Genomic DNA, 19,819 nt, shown 5'->3' with positions numbered 1-19,819 from the left:
GCACCGCCCGCCCAGCCGACGAGTTCCCCGGCCCTGGTCGCCCTGCCCGGCAGCCGGCCTTCAGAGGTATTCGGTCGCGGCGTCCAGCAGCCAGTCCGTCAGGTAGCCGGCGAAGGACGAACGGACCAGGACCCAGAATCCGGCGCCGGGTTCGTCCCGGGCGACCAGGACGACCTGGGTGCGCCCCAGCGTCGTCTGGGCGCAGCGGCCGGTGCCGAAGGCGCGCGGGTGCAGGTCCAGTGCGCAGCCGTGGGCCAGCAGGTCACGGGCGCCGGGGCCGGACACGAGGAGGGTGGTGCGCTGGGCGGAGACGTCGGTGACGGAGACGGGTTCCTCTCCCACGGCCGCCCGGATCCGCTTCTCCAGGTCCCGCTCGCTGCCCGGCGGGCCCACCACCAGCCATTCGTCCGGACCGAGCCACAGCGCGGTCGACTCCCCCGCACGGATGGCCGTGCCGGGTTCGAGCGGCAGCTGCAGGCCCAGTGCGAGCCCGACCGCGTCGGCCGCTCCCCCCTTGGCGTCCAGGCGGACGTTCACCTGGGCCAGGAAGGGGAGTTCGGCCAGCCGGATCGCACCCCGGGAGGTGCGGGTCGCGGCGGCCAGGCGGTCGGCGTAGGGCGCCAGGGGGCTGCGGGGCGGGGCGGTGAGTGCGGTGTCAGCCATCGCGGCGGGCTCCCTCGGGGTCGTAGAGGACGGGGCTGGCGACGGTCACGGGGACCAGGCGGTCGCCCACGGGTGCGTACAGCCGCTCGCCGATGCGCTCCCGGCCGCCCTTGATCAGGGCCAGTGCGAAGGTCCGGCCGAGGGCGGCGCTGCGGTAGCTGGAGGTGACGTGGCCCAGCATCGGGACGGGCGGCGCGGGCAGCTCGCTGTCGGCGACCAGCTGGGTGCCCTCCGGGAGGAAGGTGCCGGGGTCCTCCGGGAGCAGGCCGACCAGCTGCTTGCGGTCGGGGCGGACGGTGTCGGCGCGGGCGAAGGAGCGCTTGCCGATGAAGTCGGGCTTCTTCTTCGACACCGCCCAGCTCATCCCGAGGTCCTGCGGGGTGACGGTGCCGTCGGTGTCCTGCCCGATGATCGGGTAGCCCTTCTCGGCGCGCAGGACGTGCATGGTCTCGGTGCCGTACGGGGTGATGCCGTACGGGGCACCGGCCTCGTACAGCGCCTCCCACAGGGCGAGGGCCTGCCACGGCGACACGTTGATCTCGTAGGCGAGTTCACCGGAGAAGCTGATCCGGCACACGCGCGCCTCGATGCCCGCGACGGTCGTCTCCCGCCAGGCCATGAACGGGAAGTCGTCGTTGGAGACGGCCAGTCGGGGCGCGAGCGAGGCGAGGACGTCACGGGACTTCGGGCCGACCAGGGCGACGGTGGCCCACTGCTCGGTGACCGAGGTGCAGTGGACCTTCAGCTCCGGCCACTCGGTCTGCAGCCACTCCTCCATCCAGTCCAGTACGGTCGCCGCGTTGCCGGTGGTCGTGGTGACCAGGAAGCGGTCCGGGGCGAGCCGGATGACCGTGCCGTCGTCGAAGACCATGCCGTCCGGCTTGCACATCACGCCGTAGCGGATCATGCCGACCTTCAGGGTGCTCATCATGTTGGTGTAGAGCAGGTCGAGGAAGACGCCGGCGTCCGGGCCCTGCACGTCGATCTTGCCGAGGGTGGAGGCGTCCATGAAGCCCACGCTCTCGCGGGTGGCCGCGCACTCGCGCAGCACGGCCGTCTCCATGTCCTCGCCGTCCTGCGGGTAGTACCAGGGGCGCTTCCACTGGCCGACGTTCTCGAACAGCGCGCCGTGTTCGACGTGCCATCCGTGCAGTGCGGTGGTACGGACCGGGTCGCTCAGCACGCCCCGGTCCCGGCCGGCCAGGGCCGCGAAGGAGACGGGCGTGTAGGGCGGCCGGAAGGTGGTCGTGCCGAGCGCGGAGATGTCCACGCCGAGCAGGTCGGCGACCACGCCGCTCGCCAGGACGCCGGAGGTCTTGCCCTGGTCGTTGGCGGTGCCGGCGGTGGTGTAGCGCTTGGTGTGCTCGACCGAGCGCATACCGGCGCCGGTCGCGCGGGCCAGGTCGTCGACGGTGACGTCGCGCTGGAGGTCGACGAAGCGGGGGGCGCCCTCGCGGCCGGGCACGGTGAAGACCTGCATGGGCGGCGTGCCCTGCGGCTGGGCGGGCACGGCCGGGAGCGCCGGGGCGTGAGGGGTGTAGCCCTCGGCCTGGATCGCGCGGGCACCGGCGGCGGCTCCCTGGGCGAGCACGGCGGCCAGGTCGAAGGTGCCGTTCGCGCTGCCCGCGACCTCGACGGCCTGCCGGACGACGTCGGGCACGAAGGTGCCGAGCGCCTCGTCGTAGCGGAGCTTGCCGCCCGCCTGGCTGAACAGGTGTGCCACCGGGTTCCAGCCGCCGGAGACCAGCAGCAGGTCCGCGGCGAACTCCCGCTGCGCCACGGTCTGTCCGTACGGCGCCACGCTCACGGCGGTCAGCCGCGCCTCGCCCTCCGTGCCGGTCACCGCGTGTCCGGCGAGCACCTCGATGCCCGCAGCTCGGGCGCGGTCCGCCCACTCGCCGGGTGCGGGGCGGGTGTCGACGATCGCCGCGATCTGCACGCCCGCCGCGGCGAGGTCCAGTGCGGCGGCGTAGGCGCTGTCGTTGGTGGTGAACACGACCGCGTGACGGCCGGGCAGGACGCCGTGGCGGTGCAGGTGGGTGCGGGCCGAGGCGGCCAGCATGACGCCGGGGCGGTCGTTGTCCGCGAAGGCCAGCGAGCGCTCGTGTGCGCCGGTGGCGAGGACGACGCGGCGGGCGCGGATGCGGTGGACGCGTTCGCGGGACATGTTCGCCGGGGCCGCGGCGCCGAGGTGGTTGGTGCGGCGCTCCACTGCGAGGAGGTGGTTGTCGTCGTAGTAGCCGAAGACGGTGGTACGGCGCAGCACGCGGACCTCGGGGGCGGACTCCAGCCGGGCAACCGACTCGGCTGCCCAGTCGAGGAGTTCGCCGGTGCCGAGGAGGCTGCCGCCGAGTTCGGGGCGGTCGTCGGCGAGGATGATGCGGGCGCCGCTGCTCGCCGCGGCCGCTGCCGCCGCGAGACCGGCCGGGCCGGCGCCGACGATCAGCAGGTCGCAGTGGGCGTGTACGGCGTCGTAGCGGGCGGGGTCCGGGCGGGTGGCCAGGCGGCCCTGGCCGGGGAGGCTGGTGGCGACCAGGCCGTCGTAGAGCTCGACGGTCGTCGCCGGGAGCATGGGCTCGGGGAAGGGTTCCTCGATCTGGATGACGGCGTTGGGTTCTTCCACGCCGGCGGAGAAGATGCCTCGGGGACGGCCCAGCTTGATGCTGGTCGCTGCGGTGATCACTCCGTTGGCGAGCAGGGCCGAGGCGAGGGTGTCACCGCGGAAGCCCTGGTACTCGGTACCGTCGAAAGTGAACGTGAGGGGTTCGGCGCGGTTGATGCGACCGCCGGTCGCGAGGCGGAAGCCCGTTGCCGTGGACGTCACTGGGGGCTCCGCCCCCAGACCCCCGTTCGGCCCTGAAGGGGCCTCGTCCTCAAACGCCGGCCGGGCTGGTGGTGCCGGTGGGGGCTCGACAGTGGCCGGACGCGAGGCTGGAGTGACCGGACGGGGCTCGACGGTGGCCGGGCGTGCCTCCCCCGCCCGGTACACCGCCAGGATCTCGTTCGTCGACGTGTCCCGTACCGCGTTGAACCAGCGGCGGCAGCCGGCCGAGTGGCTCCAGCGTTCGGCGAAGGGGCCCTTCGGGTTGTCGCGGAAGAACAGGTACTTGGCCCACTCCTCGTCGGTCAGCGCCGACGGGTCCTGCGGGTACGCCACATGCGCCTGGCCGCCGTAGTGGAACTCGGCTTCGTCGCGGGGCCCGCACCACGGGCATGGGATCAACAGCATGGTTCGGGCTCCCTAGTGGGCCACCGCGGCAGCGCCGTGCTCGTCGACGAGCGCGCCGGTGGTGAAACGGTCGAGCGAGAAGGGGGCGTTGAGGGGGTGGGGGGTGCCGTGGGCGATGGTGTGGGCGTAGACCCAGCCGACGCCGGGCGTGGCCTTGAAGCCGCCCGTTCCCCAGCCGCAGTTGAGGTAGAGGTTGTCGACGGGGCTGAGGCCGACGATCGGCGAGGCGTCGGGGCTGACGTCGACGATGCCGCCCCAGGTGCGCAGGACGTGTGCGCGGGCGAAGACCGGGAAGAGCTCCAGGGCCGCGGCCATCTGGTCCTCGATGATGTGGAAGGCGCCGCGCTGGGTGTAGGAGTTGTACGCGTCGATGCCCGCACCCATCACCAGCTCGCCCTTGTGCGCCTGGCTGACGTACACATGGACGGCGTTGGACATCACCACGGTGGGGTGGACCGGTTCCAGGAGTTCCGAGACCAGGGCCTGAAGCGGGTGGCTCTGGACCGGGAGGTCGATGCCGGCCATGGCGGCGAGGACCGAGGTGTGGCCGGCGGAGCAGAGGGCGACCTTGCCGGCCGCGATCGGGCCCAGGTTGGTCTGGACTCCGACCACCCGGCCGCCGACCACGTCCAGACCGGTGACCTCGCAGTTCTGGATGATGTCGATACCGGCCGCGTCCGCGGAGCGGGCGAAGCCCCAGGCGACGTAGTCGTGCTTGGCGATGCCGGCGCGTGGCTGGTAGGTGCCGCCGAGGACCGGGTAGCGCACGTCGGGTGAGATGTTGACGATCGGGCAGACCTCTTCGACCTGCTCCGCGTCCAGCCACTCGGCGTCGACGCCGTTGAGGCGGTTGGCCTCGACACGGCGGACGCTGTCGCGGACGTCCTGGAGGCTGTGGGCGAGGTTGAGGACGCCTCGCTGGGAGAAGAGGATCGGGTAGTCCAGCTCCTCGTCCAGGCCCTCCCACAGTTTGAGGGCGTGCTCGTAGATGCCGGCGCTCTCGTCCCACAGGTAGTTGGAGCGGATGATCGTGGTGTTGCGGGCCATGTTGCCGCCCGCGAGCCAGCCCTTCTCCAGTACGGCGACGTTGGTGATGCCGTGGTTCTTGGCCAGGTAGTGGGCGGTGGCCAGGCCGTGGCCGCCGCCGCCCACGATCACGACGTCGTACGACCGCTTCGGCTCGGGGTTGCGCCAGAGGAAGTCCGGGTGGTCGGGGAGGTCGGCGCCGGGGGTGGTGGGGCTCATCGGGCGTCTCCTGAGGTACCGGAAAGGTGCGGGTAGAGCGGGTGCTTGGCGGCCAGGGCCTCGGTACGGGCGCGCAGGGCCGCGAGGTCGGGCTCCGGCTGGAGGGCCAGCGCGATCACGTCGGCGACCTCCGCGAAGTCCTCCTCCGTGAAGCCGCGGGTGGCCAGCGCCGGGGTGCCGATGCGCAGGCCGGAGGTGACCATCGGCGGGCGCGGGTCGAAGGGGACGGCGTTGCGGTTGACGGTGATGCCGATCTCGTGGAGCAGGTCCTCGGCCTGACGGCCGTCCAGCGGCGATTCCCGCAGGTCCACCAGGACCAGGTGGACGTCCGTGCCTCCGGTCAGGACCTTCACCCCGGCCGCCGCCGCATCCGGCTGCGTCAGACGCTCGGCCAGGACGCGGGAGCCGGCCAGGGTGCGGGCCTGGCGCTCGGCGAACTCCGGGGACGCGGCGACCTTGAAGGACACCGCCTTCGCGGCGATGACGTGTTCGAGGGGGCCGCCCTGCATGCCGGGGAAGACCGCCGAGTTGATCTTCTTGGCGAGGTCGGCCTCGTTGGTGAGGATGACTCCGCCGCGCGGGCCGCCGAGCGTCTTGTGGGTGGTCGTGGTGGTGACATGCGCGTGCGGGACCGGGTTCGGGTGGAGCCCCGCCGCCACCAGGCCTGCGAAGTGCGCCATGTCGACCATCAGCAGAGCGCCGACCTCGTCGGCGATGCGGCGGAAGGCCGCGAAGTCCAGCTGCCTGGGGTAGGCCGACCAGCCCGCGATGATCATCTTGGGACGGTGTTCCTTGGCCAGCTGCTCGACCTCGTCCATGTCGACCAGGTTGTCGGCCTCGGACACGTGGTAGGGCACCACGTTCAGCATCTTGCCGCTGTAGTTGATGCGCATGCCGTGGGTGAGGTGGCCGCCGTGCGCGAGGTCCAGGCCGAGGATGGTGTCGCCGGGCTGGAGCAGCGCGAAGAAGACCGCCGTGTTGGCCTGGGCGCCGGAGTGCGGCTGCACGTTGGCGTAGCCGGCGCCGAAGAGGGACTTGATGCGCTCGATCGCCAGCCGCTCGGTGACGTCGACGTGTTCACAGCCACCGTAGTAGCGGCGGCCGGGGTAGCCCTCGGCGTACTTGTTGGTCGCGACCGAGCCCTGCGCCTCCATCACGGCGGTGGGGGCGAAGTTCTCGGAGGCGATCATCTCGAGGGTGGACTGCTGGCGGTGCAGTTCGGCGGCGAGCGCTTCGTGGACCTCGGGGTCCAGCTCCGCCAGGGGGGTGTTCAGCGCGTTCATACGGCGTTCGCGTTCCTCTCGGCGGCCTCGACGACGTTGGCGAGCAACATCGCGCGGGTCATGGGGCCCACGCCCCCGGGCATCGGCGCGAGCCAGCCGGCGACCTCGGCGGACTCCGGGTGGATGTCGCCGACCAGCCCGTTCTCAGTGCGGGTGATGCCGACGTCCAGGACGGCCGCGCCGGGGCGCAGCATGTCCTTGGTGATCAGTCCGGGCGAGCCGGCGGCCGCGATGACGATGTCCGCCTCGCGCACATGCCAGGACAGGCCCTTGGTGCCGGTGTGGCAGAGCGTGACGGTGGCGTTCTCGGAGCGGCGGGTCAGGAGGAGCCCGATGGGCCGTCCGACGGTGATCCCGCGTCCGATCACGCACACCCGGGCGCCCGCGAGGGGCACCTCGTAGCGGCGGAGCAGTTCGACGATGCCGCGCGGGGTGCAGGGCAGCGGCGCCTCGGTGCCCAGGACGAGCCGGCCGAGGTTGACCGGGTGCAGTCCGTCGGCGTCCTTGGCCGGGTCCATGCGGGCCAGCACCGCGTTGGCGTCCAGGTGCGCCGGAAGCGGGAGCTGGACGATGTAGCCGGTGCAGGCCGGGTCGGCGTTGAGTTCGTCGATGACGTCCTCGACCTGCTGCTGGGTCGCGTCCGCGGGCAGATCACGCCGGATGGACGCGATCCCGACCTGAGCACAGTCCCGGTGCTTGCCGCCGACGTAGGCATGACTGCCGGGGTCGTCACCGACCAGCACGGTACCGAGCCCGGGCGGCCGCCCACCGGTGGCGGTCAACTTGGCGACGCGCTCGGCGAGTTCACGACGGATGTCGGCGGCGGTCGCCTTCCCGTCAAGCACTTGGGCAGTCACCGACGGCACTCCTTCCAACTGGGCGGAAGTGGAGCGCCCCAAAGGGGCGCGGGGCTGTATCGATCAGCGGCTCCGCCGCGTGGCGCGACCAGCCACGACACACCCGCAGCCGATCGACTCAGCTCAGCCACGAAGACGGGACATCGTCGGATCGAACAGGGGCTCCTCTGCGACGACCGCTTCGATGCGCTGATCGAAGTAGCCGATGTGCAACGTGCTGCCGGGCACGGCAACCTCGGCCGGCAGCCACGCATAGGCAATGCCCTTGCCGATCGTGTAGCCGTACGCCGCGCTGGTGACATACCCGACCGGACGGTCACCGTCGTACACCGGCTCCTTGCCCATCACGACCGACCGCGGGTCGTCGATGGTGAGGCAGGTCAACCTGCGCCGCACGTCGTCCTTGCGGCGCTCAAGCGCCGCCTTGCCGACGAAGTCCCCCTTGTCGACCTTCACGGCGAAGCCGACCCCGGCCTCGTACGGGTCGTGCTCGTAGGTCATGTCGGTGCCGAAGGACCGATACCCCTTCTCCAGGCGGAGGCTGTTGAAGGCGCCGCGGCCGGCGATGATGCCGCCGAGGGGCTTCGCCGCCTGCCACAGGGTGTCCCAGAGCTTCTGGCCCTGGTCGGCGGTGGTGTACAGCTCCCAGCCGAGTTCACCGACGTACGACAGGCGCATCGCGGTCACCGGCACCGAGCCGATGTAGGCACGCTTGGCGCGGAAGTACTTCAGGCCGTCGTTGGAGAAGTCCTCGTCCGTCAGCGGCTGCAGGACCTTGCGGGCCAGCGGGCCCCACAGGCCGATGCAGCAGGTGCCGGGGGTGATGTCGCGGACCTGGACGGTGCCGTCGGCGGGCAGGTGGCGGGTGAACCAGTCGAGGTCCAGGTTGCCGTTGGCGCCGACCTGGAAGAGGTCGCGGGCCAGGCGGGCGACGGTGACGTCGCTGCGGATGCCGCCGTCGTGGTCGAGCAGGAGGGTGTACGTCACCGAGCCGACGGACTTGGCGACCTTGCCGGTGACCAGCTTCTCCAGGAAGTCGGCGGCGCCGGGGCCGCTGACCTCGAGGCGCTTGAGGGCCGTCATGTCGTACATCGCGACGGTCTCGCGGGTGACCTGCGCCTCCGCGCCGACGATGGGCGACCAGAACTGCGCCGCCCAGTCGTTGGGCGTGGGGATGTTGCGGCCCGCGACGAGGGAGGCGTTGGCCTCGTACCACTGCGGACGCTCCCAGCCGTTGGCCTCCAGGAAGAAGGCGCCGTGCTCCTGCTGGCGGGCGTGGAAGGGGCTGGTGCGGATCGGGCGCGGCTTCCCGGACGGCTGGAGGGGGTGGAGGATGTCGTAGACCTCGACGAAGTTCTGGCAGTCGCGGGCCAGGACGTACTCCGGGGACAGCTGGTGCGGCTCGAAGCGGTTGACGTCGCACTCGTGCAGGTCGAAGGAGGAGCAGTAGCCGTCGACCAGCCACTCGGCCATGGCCCGGCCGACGCCCGCGGAGTGGGTGACCCAGACAGCCTCGGCGACCCAGAAGCCCCTGACGTCGCTCGACTCGCCGAGCAGCGGGAAGTTGTCGGTGGTGAAGGAGAAGAGGCCGTTGATGCCCTCCTCGATCTTCGCCTCCTGGGTGGCGGGCAGAAGCGACTGGGTCTCCGTCCAGGCCGGCTCGAAGTCCTCCTCGGTGAACTTCAGGACCGAGGGCATGTCGGCGGCCTCGTCGACGGAGAGGATCTCGTCGGCGGTGATGGGCATCGGGCGGTGGCCGTAGTAGCCGATGCCGATGCCGTCGAAGCGGTCGCGGTAGTAGAGGTCGGCGTCCTGGTGGCGCAGGATCGGGCGGACCGCCTCCTCGGTCTGGCCGGCGAGCGCGGGCACGGGCCCGGTCCAGGCGAGCTGGTGGGCGAGCGGGGTCAGCGGGAGGTTCATGCCCACCATGCGGGCGATCTTCGGGCCCCAGATGCCGGCGCAGCACACGACGATGTCGGCCGCGATCTCGCCCTGGTCGGTGAGGACGCCGGTGACGCGGCCGTCGGCCTGCTGGACGTCCAGGACCTCGTGGCGGGCCAGGAAGGTCACGCCGCGCTCGGTGGCGCGGCGGATCTGTGCCTCTACCGCGAGGACCGCCTTGGCCAGGCCGTCGGTGGGGACGAGGAGGCCGCCGAGGACCTTGTCCCGGTTGACCAGGGGGTGCTGCTCGACGCACTCGTCGGCGCTCAGCAGCCGGGCCTCGATGCCCCAGGCGGTGATCCAGCCGTGGCGGCGGTGCAGCTCCGCGAGGCGCTCCGGGGTGGTCGCCACTTCGAGGCCGCCGACCTGGAGGAAGCAGGGCTTGCCGTCGACGTCGAGGGAGCAGAACTTCTCGACCGTGTAGCGGGCCAGCTCGGTCATGGTCTTGGAGGAGTTGGTCTGGAAGACCAGGCCCGGCGCGTGTGAGCTGGAGCCTCCCGTGGCGGGCAGCGGGCCCTGGTCGACCACGGTCACTTCGGTCCAGCCTCGCGCGGAGATCTCGTCAGCGAGGGCCGCTCCCACGACGCCTGCTCCGATGATCACCACTCGGGGTCCCGCCATCGCCGCACCTCCGAAATTCAGAACCGCCCAGTTGCTTTCTGCGCAACGTGATTCAGGTTGCGCAACTCAGCGTGCCTGTCGCGGGAAGGGGTGTCAAGGGGTCCGTGACGTCGGAAAACGGGCCGGAACACCGGCCGGACACGGCAATGCCCGGCGGGCGGCGCGCATCCGCGCGCACCGCCCGCCGGGCATGTTCGACCGGCCCTCGACCTCGGGCTACTTCAGCCAGGCAGCGACTTTGTCGGGGTTGGCGTCGACCCACTTCTTCGCGGCCGCGTCGTCGGACATCTTGTCCACGGCGATCCACTTGGCCACTTCGTTCTGGTCGTCGTTCGTCCAGTTGAAGTTCTTCACCAGGTTGTAGGCGGGGCTGCCCGACTTGGCGAACTTCGTGCTGACGATCTTGTCCAGGTCGTAGTCGGGGTAGTCGCAGGCGACCTTCGCCGCGTCGGCGTCGCAGCCCGTCGTGTACTTCGGCAGGTTCACCCTGACGAGCTTGACCTCGTCGAAGAACCACTGCGGTGAGTAGAAGTAGCCGATGAACGGCTTCTTGTTCTTCTCCGCCTGCCGGAAGGACTGGATCAGCGAGGTCTCGCTGCCTCCCTGCACCACCTTGAAGTTCAGCTTGAGGTTCTTCACCAGCGCCTCGTCGTTGGTGACGTACGACGGGTCGCCGTCCAGCAACTGACCCTTGCTGCCCGACTCCGAGGTCTTGAAGAGCGACGCGTACTTGTTGAGGTTCTTCCAGTCAGTGATGTCCGGGTACTTCTTCACCATCCACGGCGGTACGAACCAGCCGATGACGCCCTTGTTGCCGGTCGAGCCGGCCTCCACCGCCGTCTTCTGGCCGGTGATGTACTTCTTCTTCAGCTCCGCGTGGCCCCAGTTCTCCAGGACGGCGTCGATCTCGCCCGTGCCGAAGCCCTGCCAGGCGACCTGCTCCTTGAGGTTCTTCTTGACGACCGTACAGCCGAGCTTCTTCTCGGCGACGTACGCGACGACCGCCGCGTCGGCCTCGTAACCCACCCAGGGGTTGACCGCGAGGTTGAAGGTGCCGCACTTGCCGGAGCCGCCCGAGCTGTTCGAACCCGAGGAGGTGTCGCCGACCTTCGCACCGCCGCACGCGGTGAGGGTGAGGCCGAGGACGGCCAGGCCGGCCGCCCCGGCTTGCCAGTGTCTTGCCATGGTGTCGTGCTCCTTTAAGCGCTCGCGCGTCGCGCCGCTGCCTGAGTGATCCGGTCGAACATGACTCCGAGCAGTACGATGGCGAGTCCCGCCGCCAGCCCCTTGCCGTACAACTCGACCTGCGAGAATCCGGCCACGACGTCGTAGCCGAGGGCGCCCGCGCCTACCAGGCCGCCCACAACAACCATCGACAGCACGTAGATCAGACCCTGGTTGGTAGCGAGCGTCAGGGCACTGCGTGACATCGGCAGTTGAACCTTGGTGATGATCTGCCAGGTGTTGCACCCGGCGGAGGTGGCCGCCTCCACGGTGGTCTCGGGCACCGCCCGGATACCGTCCGCGATGATCTTCATGGCGACCGGTGCCCCGTACACGATCGCGGCGACGATGGCCGTGAAGCGGGTGGCGCCGAACAGCGCCAGGAACGGGACGAGATAGACGAACGGCGGCATGACCTGGGCCGCGTCCAGGGTGGGCCGGATCAGCCGGTCCACCACCATGCTGCGGCCCATCCAGACCCCGAAGACGACTCCGAGGATCATCACGAGCACCGTCGCGACGACCGTCGACGCCAGTGTGGACATGGCGTCCGACCACACGCCGGTGCCGACCAGCAGACCCACGCACACGCCCGCGCTGACCCCGGCCTTCCAGCCGCCCAGCACCGCGCCCAGCCCGACCAGCGCCGCACCGACGAGCCACCACGGGGAGTCGGTGAGCAGCGTCTGGAAGGGGTTGAGCAGGCCGTTGGTGAGGGCGTCGCGGATGGCGTTGGTCAGGCCCGACAGGTGGTCCTGCGCCCAATTGGTCGCAGTGTCCGCCGCGCTCGAGATATGGCTGCCGATGGTGCCGTCGCCGGGGAAGTCGGCCGCCCACAGGTAGGTGTGCGACAGGTAGACCAGGACCGCCGTGACCGCGGCGCCGGCGCCCAGCAGGGGTTTCCGCCACCGCACGAACCGGTTCTTGGATCGCCGCGCGTTCTCCTCGCGCGTGCTGGCCGCGGTCGTGACCCGGTCCAGGACGATCGCCAGGACGACGATCGCGAGACCGGCGTTGAATGCCGTGCCGACGTCGAGCGACTGCAGCGCCTGGACGACGGTCTCACCGAGGCCGGGCGCGTTGATCAACGCCGCGATGGTCACCATCGCCAGGGCAGCCATGATCGTCTGGTTGACGCCCATCACCACGGTCCGCTTGGACATCGGCAGCAGCACCTTCAGCAGCGACTGGCGGCGGGTGGCTCCCAGGGAGTCGGCCGCCTCGACCGTCGTCTTGGAGACGTTGCGGATGGCGTGCGCGGTGATGCGGATCGTCGGCGGGGCCGCGTAGATCACGGTGGCGATGGTGGCGGAGGCGCCGCCGATGAGGAAGAACAGGGTCAGCGGTGCCAGGTAGACGAAGGTCGGCATCGTCTGCATGAAGTCGAGGAAGGGCGTGACGATCCGGTTGAACCGGTCCGACAGCCCCGCCCACACCCCGAGCGGGATCGCGAACAGCAGCGCCACGAACACCGCGGAGAGGGTGAGCGCGAGAGTGTCCATGCTCTCCTGCCACAGCCCCTGCAGCCCGAAGAAGGTGAACCCGGCCACGGCCAGCAGCGCGACCCGCCAGTTGCCCACGGCCCAGGAGACGTAGCCGGCGATGCCGACGACCCCGAGCCAGCCGATCTCGGGGACCGGGCGGGCCCCGGACGGCTGGGAGATCAGGTGCTGGATGAAGGTCACCAGGTTGTCGATGACCAGCCGGATCTCGTTGAAGAAGTACAGGAAGAGCGGGTTGGAGTTGCGGTTGGCGCCGATGGAGTCGTTGAAGTCGTTGATCCAGCGGTGCAGATCGGTCAGGTCGGCCGCCGCCAGCGCCAGCGTCTGCTTGCCGCGCAGTACGGCGAAGAGCACCAGCCAGACGACCACGATCGCGCCGACCATCATGGGCCGGCTGATCCTGCGCGCCCCCTTGACGGGAGCGACTGGCTCCGCCGCCTCCGTCTTCTCGGGTTTCTCGATGGCGACGGTCATCACGCGCCGCCTTCCTGCCCGGCGACCACCGCGAGGATCTCCTCGTCGCCGACGATGCCGAGCAGCTTGCCGTCCTCGACGACCTTGACGGGCTTGTCGGCCGCGAGGACCGCCCGGGTGGCCTCCTTCACGACGACGTCCGGGCCCAGTTCGGGGCCGTCCAGCTCGTCGCCGTCCTCCGGCGCCCGCATGATCCAGCGCAGGGTGAGGACGTCGCCGCGCGGCACGTCCTTCACGAACTCGCGGACGTAGTCGTCGGCGGGGGCGCCGACCAGCTCGTCGCCGGTGCCGCACTGGACCATCTTGCCGTCACGCATGATCAGGATGCGGTCGCCCAGCTTCAGCGCCTCGGAGAGGTCGTGGGTGATGAACACCATGGTCTTGCCGACCTCGTGGTGCAGACGGATGACCTCGTTCTGCATGTCACGGCGGATCAACGGGTCGAGCGCAGAGAACGGCTCGTCGAAGAAGAGGACGTCCGGGTCTCCGGCGAGGGCGCGGGCGAGGCCCACGCGCTGCTGCATACCGCCGGAGAGCTGGTCGGGGTAGGAGTTCTCGTAGCCGGCCAGGCCGACCAGCTCGACGACCTCCATGGCCCGCTTGGTGCGCTCCGCCTTGCTCATGCCGCGGATCTCCAGGCCGAAGGCCACGTTGTCCACGACCCGGCGGTGCGGCAGCAGCCCGAAGTGCTGGAAGACCATGGAGAACTTGCGGCGGCGCAGGTCGCGCAGCCGGGCCGCGTCCGCCTCACGGATGTCCTGGCCCTCGAAGACGACCTCGCCCGAGGTGGGTTCGATCAGCCGGGTCAGACATCGCACGAGGGTGGACTTCCCGGAGCCGGACAGTCCCATGACCACGAACACCTCGCCCTTGCGGACGTCGAAGTTCACGTCACGGACCGCGGCGGTACAGCCGGTGCGGTCCATCAGCTCGCGGCGGGAGAGACCGCACAGCTCCTCCGATTCCGGTACCCGGTCGGCCTTCGGCCCGAACACCTTCCACAGATTGCGCACGGATATGACGGGCGTGCCGTCCGAGTCCTGGGGGGTGCCACGCCGCTGCGGCACCTCTGTCTGTGTGGGGGTCACGATCGACCTCATTTCGGCGTTCAGCCGCGGAACCAGCGCTGCGGCCGGGGTTGGATGTTCTGCCAGATGTGCTTGGGCTCTCGGTACTCGTCAAGGCCGGTCGGCCCCAGCTCCCGGCCTGTGCCCGAGTGCCCGAAGCCACCCCATTCCGCTTGCGGCACATAGGGGTGGTAGTCGTTGATCCAGACCGTGCCGTGGCGCAGCCGCCGGGCGACCCGCTGGGCCTTGCCGGCGTCCTGGGTCCAGACGGCGCCGGCGAGGCCGTACTCGGTGTCGTTGGCGATGCGTACGGCATCGTCCTCGTCGGTGAAGCGTTCGATGGTCAGCACGGGTCCGAAGGACTCCTCGTGCACCACCCGCATGTCCTGTGTGCACCCGTCGAGCACGGTCGGCGGGTAGTAGTGGCCGTTCGCCAGGGCCGGGTCGTCGGGCCGCTGACCGCCGCAACGCAGTACGGCGCCCTCGGCGATGCCCGCGGCGACGTACGCCTCGACCTTCGCCAGGTGCTGGGCGGAGATCAGCGCCCCGGTCTCGGCGTCGGGGTCGAAGGGGCCGCCCAGGCGGATCAGCCGGGCGCGGCGGACCACCTCGTCGACGAAGCGGTCGTGCAGCGAGTCCTCGACGATCAGCCGGGCGCCCGCCGAGCAGACCTGCCCGGAGTGCAGGAAGACGGCCGTGAGAGCCATGTCCACGGCCGTCTCGAAGTCGGCGTCGGCGAAGACGACGTTGGGGTTCTTGCCGCCGAGCTCCAGCGCCACCTTCTTCACGGTGGCGGCCGCGGTGGCCATGATCCGCTTGCCGGTCTCCAGGCCTCCGGTGAAGGAGACCATGTCGACGCGCGGGTCCTCGGACAGGGGTGCGCCGACCTCCGGGCCGGTGCCCAGGACGAGGTTGGCGGCGCCGGCCGGGAGGCCGGCCTCCTCCAGTGCCTTCATCAGCAGGATGGAGGTGGAGGGGGTGAGCTCGCTGGGCTTCAGGACGATCGTGTTGCCGGCGAGCAGCGCCGGGGCGACCTTCCAACTGGCCTGCAGCAGCGGGTAGTTCCAGGGGGTGATCAGTCCGCACACGCCGACCGGCTCGTACACGACGCGGCTGACGGCGTCCTCGCGGCCGGTGTCGATCACCCGTCCGGCGTCGGTGCCGCCGATCCCGCCGTAGAAGCGGAAGCAGGAGACGACGTCGGCGATGTCGTACTCGCTCTCCACCAGCCGCTTGCCGGTGTCCAGCGACTCGGCGCGGGCGAACTCCTTGGCGTCGCGCTCGAGGATGTCGGCGGTGCGCAGCAGCAGGGCGCCGCGCTCGCGCTCGGGGGTGCGGGGCCAGGGGCCCTCGTCGAAGGCCCGGCGGGCGGCGGCGATCGCGGCCTCCGTGTCGGCACGGGTCCCTTCCGCTACGGTCGCCGAGAGGGTGCCGTCGGCGGGGCAGCGGATTTCACGGCGCCCGCCGGCCACCGGCTCGCGCCACTCTCCGTCCACATACAGATCTGCCACGCGCCAAGCCTTTCAACGGAAATTCGTTGCGCATCGTGCATTCAATTGCTTGTGGTGGAACACCCTGACGAATGTCCAGACAGACGTCAAGAGGTTGGCGGATGACGATTTCGCACGGGGCCCAATGCCCCTTCCACTCTTGACCAAGGGGCTCACCGGCCCGACCATGTTGCGTATCGCTCACCTTGTTGTGCAATACGCACCGACGGAGGCCGCACATGTCCCCTCGCCCGCAACCCGGCCGTGAGTTCGTCCTCACTCTCTCGTGTCCCGACAGCGCGGGACTGGTCCATGCCGTGAGCGGCTTCCTCGTCAGGAACTCCGGCAACATCCTGGAAAGCCAGCAGTTCGATGATCGACTCCAGGGCCGCTTCTTCATGAGGGTCCACTTCGACGTTTCCGATCCAAACGCGGATCTGGAAACTCTGCGTTACCGGTTCGGTCCCGTCGCCGAGGCCTACCGCATCTCCTGGAAGCTGTGGGACGCCTCGACCCCGACCCGGACACTGATCATGGTGTCCAAGTTCGGCCACTGCCTCAACGACCTGCTCTTCCGCCGCCGCACCGGCGCCCTCAACATCGAGATCCCCGCGATCGTCTCCAACCACCGGGACTTCGAGGGCCTGGCGGAGACCTACGGCATCCCCTTCCACCACGTCCCGGTGACCAAGGAGACCAAGCCGGAGGCGGAGGCGCGGCTGCTGGAGCTGGTGCGCGAGCTGGACATCGACCTCGTGGTGCTCGCCCGCTACATGCAGGTCCTCTCCGACGACCTGTGCAAGCAACTGGAGGGCCGCGCGATCAACATCCACCACTCCTTCCTGCCCAGCTTCAAGGGCGCACGCCCGTACGTCCAGGCCTACGACCGCGGAGTGAAGCTGGTCGGCGCGACGGCGCACTACGTCACCTCGGACCTGGACGAGGGCCAGATCATCGAGCAGGACGTGGTCCGCGTGGACCACTCCCTCGACCCCGGCGAGCTGGTCACGGTCGGCCGGGACGTGGAGGCCCAGGTGCTGGCCCACGCGGTGAAGTGGCACAGCGAGAGCCGCGTGATGGTGGACGGCAACCGCACGGTGGTCTTCCGCTGAGTCGTATACGACAGTGGGCGGGCTGGAGATCCAGCCCGCCCACTGTCGTATACGACTCAGCCGCGCCCGCTTCCGGAACGCCGGACCCAGCGCCGCAGCCGCGCGAGGCACTTCGCCTTCGCCTCCCGCAGCGACGCCGGCTCGCCCGCACTGCTCATGAACGCCGTGACCGGCGTCCACCGGCTGCGGCCCGCGGCCGTCTGCCAGCGGACCGCCGGAAAGTCCGTGACCGCCCGGATCCGCTGCCGCGGTATCACCCGGGTCCAGAGCGGGCCCCGCACCACCAGCCGGTCCGCCTCACAGCGCACGCCGATCCGATAGCCGCGGACGGTGAGCATCACGCTGAGCGCGAGGACCGCCCCGGCAGCGCTCCACGACAGCGCATCCGCGCTCCCGGCGCCGAAGACGAACGCGCCCGCCGCGGGCACGACCCACGGCGCCGCGCAGGCCACCCGGGCCAGTCTCGGCGGCAGTATCTCCACGGCGCCTCAGCCTACGAGTCGGTCCAGCAGCGCGCGGCGCCAGGCTTCCGTCTCGGCGATCTGGTTGAAAGTGAACACGTGCAGGCCCGCCACACCCGCCGAGGGCGCCGTGAGGGCTGCCTCGCTGCGTTGCAACAGGCGGTCAGGTGAATAGCCCCCGGGGGCAGCGAACCGCAGGAACCACGACGCGTGCTTCGTCAGGAACCGCGTCGACTCCCCCACCCCGATCTTCGTCGCCATCGCCAGCAGCTTGGTCCGCTGCACGGGCCCGGCCACGCCCACGTACACCGGCAGGGTGACGTCCCGCCGCCGTATCCGGGCGATCCACTCCCCCAGCACGCGCGGGTCGAAGCAGAGGTTGCTGACGATGTACGTGGCGTGGGCGCGCTTGTCCCACATCGCCTGGATGGTGAGGTCGTCGTGGATGAGGGGATGACTCTCGGGGTAACCGGTGATGCCCACCTGGGCGAACGGCTCGCCCAGCTCGGTGAGCCTGCGCAGCACCGGCAGGGCCCCGTCGTAGGCCCCGGCCGGCGGGTCCGCGTCCCCCGCCGGCACGAAGACGTCGTCCACGCCCGCCTCGCGGAGGCGGTCGACGACCTCCTTCAGATGCACCTCGTCCCGCAGCAGCCGTGCGGGCACGTGCGGCACGACGCGGTAACCGTGCGCCGCGAGCCGGCCCGTCAGTTCGAGGGTCGGCTCCAGGCCCTTGACCGGCGACGCCGTGACCGTGACCACGACGTCGCGCGGGACATGGGCGAGGACCTTGTCCTCGGTGGCCTTCGCGGGCAGCACCTCGTAGCGGACGCCGTCCAGCAGCGCCCTCAGCCCGGTGGCGTCCAAGGCTGCTACCCGGCCTGCTTCTGGGCGTCGCGGTGGCGGTAGTACGCGGCCTTCGACGGCGCCAGGGGCTCCTTGCCGAGGATCAGGTCGGCTGCCTTCTCGGCGACCATCATCACCGGGGCGTAGATGTTGCCGTTGGTGACGTACGGCATCACCGACGCGTCGACGACCCGCAGGCCCTCCACGCCGTGCACCCGCATGCTGGTGGGGTCGACGACGGACATCTCGTCGGTGCCCATCTTGCAGGTGCAGGACGGGTGCAGGGCGGTCTCGCCGTCCTTGGCGACCCAGTCGAGGATCTCCTGGTCCGTCTCCACCGACGGGCCGGGCGAGATCTCGCCGCCGTTGAAGGGCGCGAGCGCGGGCTGGTTGAGGAGCTTGCGTGCGACGCGGATCGCCTCGACCCACTCCCGGCGGTCCTGCTCGGTGGAGAGGTAGTTGAAGCGCAGCGCCGGGTGTTCGCGCGGGTCCTTGCTCTTGATCTTCACCGAGCCGATGGCGTCGGAGTACATGGGCCCGACGTGGACCTGGTAGCCATGGCCGCCCGCGGGCACGGAGCCGTCGTAGCGGACCGCGATGGGCAGGAAGTGGAACATCAGGTTGGGGTAGTCCACGTCCTCGTTGCTGCGGCAGAAGCCGCCCGCCTCGAAGTGGTTCGTGGCCGCGGGGCCCTTGCGGAACAGCCACTGAAGGCCGATGAAGGGGGCCCGCCACTTGGCCAGATACGGCTGCATGGAGACGGGCTGCTTGCAGGCGTACTGGATGTACACCTCGAGGTGGTCCTGCATGTTCTCGCCGACGCCCGGCAGGTGGTGCACGACGTCGATGCCGAGCGCGCGCAGCTCGTCCGCGTTGCCGACGCCGGACAGCTGCAGCAGCTGCGGGGAGTTGATCGCGCCGCCGCACAGGATGACTTCCTTGGCGCGCACCTGCTTCAGGGCACCCTTGCCGCGCTGGTACTCGACGCCGACGGCCTTCTTGCCCTCGAAGAGGACGCGGGTGACCAGGGCGCGGGTGGTGACGGTGAGGTTGGGCCGCTTCCTGGCGGGCTTGAGGTACGCCTTCGAGGCCGAGAGACGGCGTCCGCGGTGGACGTTGCGGTCGAACTTGGCGAAGCCCTCCTGCCGGTAGCCGTTGACATCGTCGGTGGGGGCGTAGCCGGCTTCCTGGGTGGCCTTGAGGAAGGCCCCGAAGAGGGGGTTGTCGGCGGGGCCGCGCTCCAGGACGAGGGGGCCGTCGTGGCCGCGGAACTCGTCGTCCGGGTCGGCCGCCAGGCAGTTCTCCATCCGCCGGAAGTAGGGCAGACAGTGGGCGTAGTCCCAGGTCTCCATGCCGGGGTCGGCCGCCCAGCGCTCGTAGTCCATGGGGTTGCCGCGCTGGAAGATCATGCCGTTGATGCTGCTGGAGCCGCCGAGCACCTTGCCGCGGGCGTGGTAGATGCGCCGGCCGCCCATGTGGGGCTCGGGCTCGGACTCGTACTTCCAGTCGTAGAAGCGGCTGCCGATCGGGTACGTCAGTGCCGCGGGCATGTGGATGAAGACGTCCCAGGGGTAGTCGGAGCGGCCTGCCTCCAGGACCAGCACCTTGTTCGCCGGATCAGCCGAGAGTCTGTTCGCCAGTGCACTGCCGGCCGAACCGCCGCCGACGATGACGAAGTCGTATTGGGGAGCCATGGTGCCTCGTCTCGCTCGCGCCGTAGATACGCGAGGCATGCTAGTACCAGTAGCGCTATACGCACTAGGTTGCGAGCCACGCAACTTACGGGTTGTTGATTACGCCACGGTTA

Annotated in this window: 14 protein-coding genes; 1 reads left to right on the top strand and 13 read right to left on the bottom strand. The window is 70.1% G+C overall.

Features of this window, described 5'->3' with window-relative positions; all coding sequences use genetic code 11:
* Window positions 1–60 precede the first annotated feature (60 nt).
* The 10 genes from ACIBW9_RS08410 to ACIBW9_RS08365 form a co-directional block, all read right to left on the bottom strand.
* Window positions 61–663: a sarcosine oxidase subunit gamma gene (locus ACIBW9_RS08410; protein ID WP_398952569.1), complete on the bottom strand. Its 603-nt coding sequence runs from the start codon at window positions 661–663 to the stop codon at window positions 61–63.
* Window positions 656–3,892, bottom strand: a complete 3,237-nt coding sequence (locus tag ACIBW9_RS08405) for a sarcosine oxidase subunit alpha family protein (protein WP_398952567.1) — start codon at window positions 3,890–3,892, stop codon at window positions 656–658. The genes ACIBW9_RS08410 and ACIBW9_RS08405 overlap by 8 nt, the downstream gene beginning before the upstream one ends.
* A gap of 12 nt (window positions 3,893–3,904) precedes the next feature.
* Window positions 3,905–5,137, bottom strand: coding sequence for a sarcosine oxidase subunit beta family protein (locus tag ACIBW9_RS08400; protein ID WP_398952565.1), 1,233 nt, complete (start codon window positions 5,135–5,137; stop codon window positions 3,905–3,907).
* Window positions 5,134–6,420 (bottom strand): serine hydroxymethyltransferase, encoded by a 1,287-nt coding sequence (glyA, locus tag ACIBW9_RS08395; protein WP_398952563.1) that lies wholly within the window; start codon window positions 6,418–6,420, stop codon window positions 5,134–5,136. The genes ACIBW9_RS08400 and glyA overlap by 4 nt, the downstream gene beginning before the upstream one ends.
* Window positions 6,417–7,277 carry a bifunctional methylenetetrahydrofolate dehydrogenase/methenyltetrahydrofolate cyclohydrolase gene (locus ACIBW9_RS08390; protein ID WP_398952561.1) on the bottom strand — a complete coding sequence of 287 codons (861 nt, stop codon included), beginning with the start codon at window positions 7,275–7,277 and terminating at the stop codon, window positions 6,417–6,419. The genes glyA and ACIBW9_RS08390 overlap by 4 nt, the downstream gene beginning before the upstream one ends.
* Before the next feature lie 123 nt (window positions 7,278–7,400).
* Window positions 7,401–9,839 (bottom strand): FAD-dependent oxidoreductase, encoded by a 2,439-nt coding sequence (locus tag ACIBW9_RS08385; protein WP_398952559.1) that lies wholly within the window; start codon window positions 9,837–9,839, stop codon window positions 7,401–7,403.
* 216 nt (window positions 9,840–10,055) lie between these two features.
* Window positions 10,056–11,024 carry an ABC transporter substrate-binding protein gene (locus tag ACIBW9_RS08380; protein ID WP_398952557.1) on the bottom strand — a complete coding sequence of 323 codons (969 nt, stop codon included), beginning with the start codon at window positions 11,022–11,024 and terminating at the stop codon, window positions 10,056–10,058.
* Between the two features lie 14 nt (window positions 11,025–11,038).
* Complete coding sequence (locus ACIBW9_RS08375; protein WP_398952556.1) at window positions 11,039–13,039, bottom strand: ABC transporter permease; 2,001 nt, start codon at window positions 13,037–13,039, stop codon at window positions 11,039–11,041.
* Complete coding sequence (locus tag ACIBW9_RS08370) at window positions 13,039–14,127, bottom strand: glycine betaine/L-proline ABC transporter ATP-binding protein (protein WP_398952554.1); 1,089 nt, start codon at window positions 14,125–14,127, stop codon at window positions 13,039–13,041. Before ACIBW9_RS08370 ends, ACIBW9_RS08375 begins: the two co-directional genes overlap by 1 nt.
* Window positions 14,128–14,147: 20 nt before the next feature.
* Window positions 14,148–15,617 carry an aldehyde dehydrogenase family protein gene (locus ACIBW9_RS08365; RefSeq protein ID WP_398952552.1) on the bottom strand — a complete coding sequence of 490 codons (1,470 nt, stop codon included), beginning with the start codon at window positions 15,615–15,617 and terminating at the stop codon, window positions 14,148–14,150.
* Window positions 15,618–15,835: 218 nt separating this feature from the next.
* On the opposite strand from ACIBW9_RS08365, the gene purU reads away from it, so the two are divergent.
* A complete protein-coding gene (gene purU, locus ACIBW9_RS08360; protein WP_389080997.1) occupies window positions 15,836–16,708 on the top strand; it encodes a formyltetrahydrofolate deformylase in 873 nt (290 codons plus the stop codon).
* Between the two features lie 56 nt (window positions 16,709–16,764).
* Here purU and ACIBW9_RS08355 read toward each other — a convergent pair whose 3' ends face one another.
* From ACIBW9_RS08355 to betA, 3 genes are read right to left on the bottom strand one after another with little or no spacing between them, the layout of a single operon-like run.
* Window positions 16,765–17,190 carry a hypothetical protein gene (locus ACIBW9_RS08355; RefSeq protein ID WP_398952549.1) on the bottom strand — a complete coding sequence of 142 codons (426 nt, stop codon included), beginning with the start codon at window positions 17,188–17,190 and terminating at the stop codon, window positions 16,765–16,767.
* A 6-nt stretch (window positions 17,191–17,196) separates the two neighbouring features.
* Window positions 17,197–18,033, bottom strand: coding sequence for a 5,10-methylenetetrahydrofolate reductase (locus tag ACIBW9_RS08350; RefSeq protein WP_398952547.1), 837 nt, complete (start codon window positions 18,031–18,033; stop codon window positions 17,197–17,199).
* Between the two features lie 5 nt (window positions 18,034–18,038).
* Window positions 18,039–19,706, bottom strand: a complete 1,668-nt coding sequence (gene betA / locus ACIBW9_RS08345; RefSeq protein WP_398952545.1) for a choline dehydrogenase — start codon at window positions 19,704–19,706, stop codon at window positions 18,039–18,041.
* Between the last annotated feature and the right edge of the window lie 113 nt (window positions 19,707–19,819).

It is taken from the genome of Streptomyces sp. NPDC049541, from assembly GCF_044465725.1.
Lineage (GTDB): Bacteria > Actinomycetota > Actinomycetes > Streptomycetales > Streptomycetaceae > Streptomyces.
The sequence above is the reverse complement of the archived record's forward strand: the minus strand, read 5'-3'. Positions and strand labels throughout refer to the sequence as shown.

Excerpts from the sequence above, each read along its gene's own strand:
- glyA (WP_398952563.1), bottom strand. The coding sequence starts at position 6,420 with ATGAACGCGCTGAACACCCCCCTGGCGGAGCTGGACCCCGAGGTCCAC.
- ACIBW9_RS08405 (WP_398952567.1), bottom strand. The coding sequence starts at position 3,892 with ATGCTGTTGATCCCATGCCCGTGGTGCGGGCCCCGCGACGAAGCCGAG.
- ACIBW9_RS08375 (WP_398952556.1), bottom strand. The coding sequence starts at position 13,039 with ATGACCGTCGCCATCGAGAAACCCGAGAAGACGGAGGCGGCGGAGCCA.
- ACIBW9_RS08410 (WP_398952569.1), bottom strand. The coding sequence starts at position 663 with ATGGCTGACACCGCACTCACCGCCCCGCCCCGCAGCCCCCTGGCGCCC.
- ACIBW9_RS08385 (WP_398952559.1), bottom strand. The coding sequence starts at position 9,839 with ATGGCGGGACCCCGAGTGGTGATCATCGGAGCAGGCGTCGTGGGAGCG.
- ACIBW9_RS08380 (WP_398952557.1), bottom strand. The coding sequence starts at position 11,024 with ATGGCAAGACACTGGCAAGCCGGGGCGGCCGGCCTGGCCGTCCTCGGC.
- ACIBW9_RS08400 (WP_398952565.1), bottom strand. The coding sequence starts at position 5,137 with ATGAGCCCCACCACCCCCGGCGCCGACCTCCCCGACCACCCGGACTTC.
- purU (WP_389080997.1), top strand. The coding sequence starts at position 15,836 with ATGTCCCCTCGCCCGCAACCCGGCCGTGAGTTCGTCCTCACTCTCTCG.
- betA (WP_398952545.1), bottom strand. The coding sequence starts at position 19,706 with ATGGCTCCCCAATACGACTTCGTCATCGTCGGCGGCGGTTCGGCCGGC.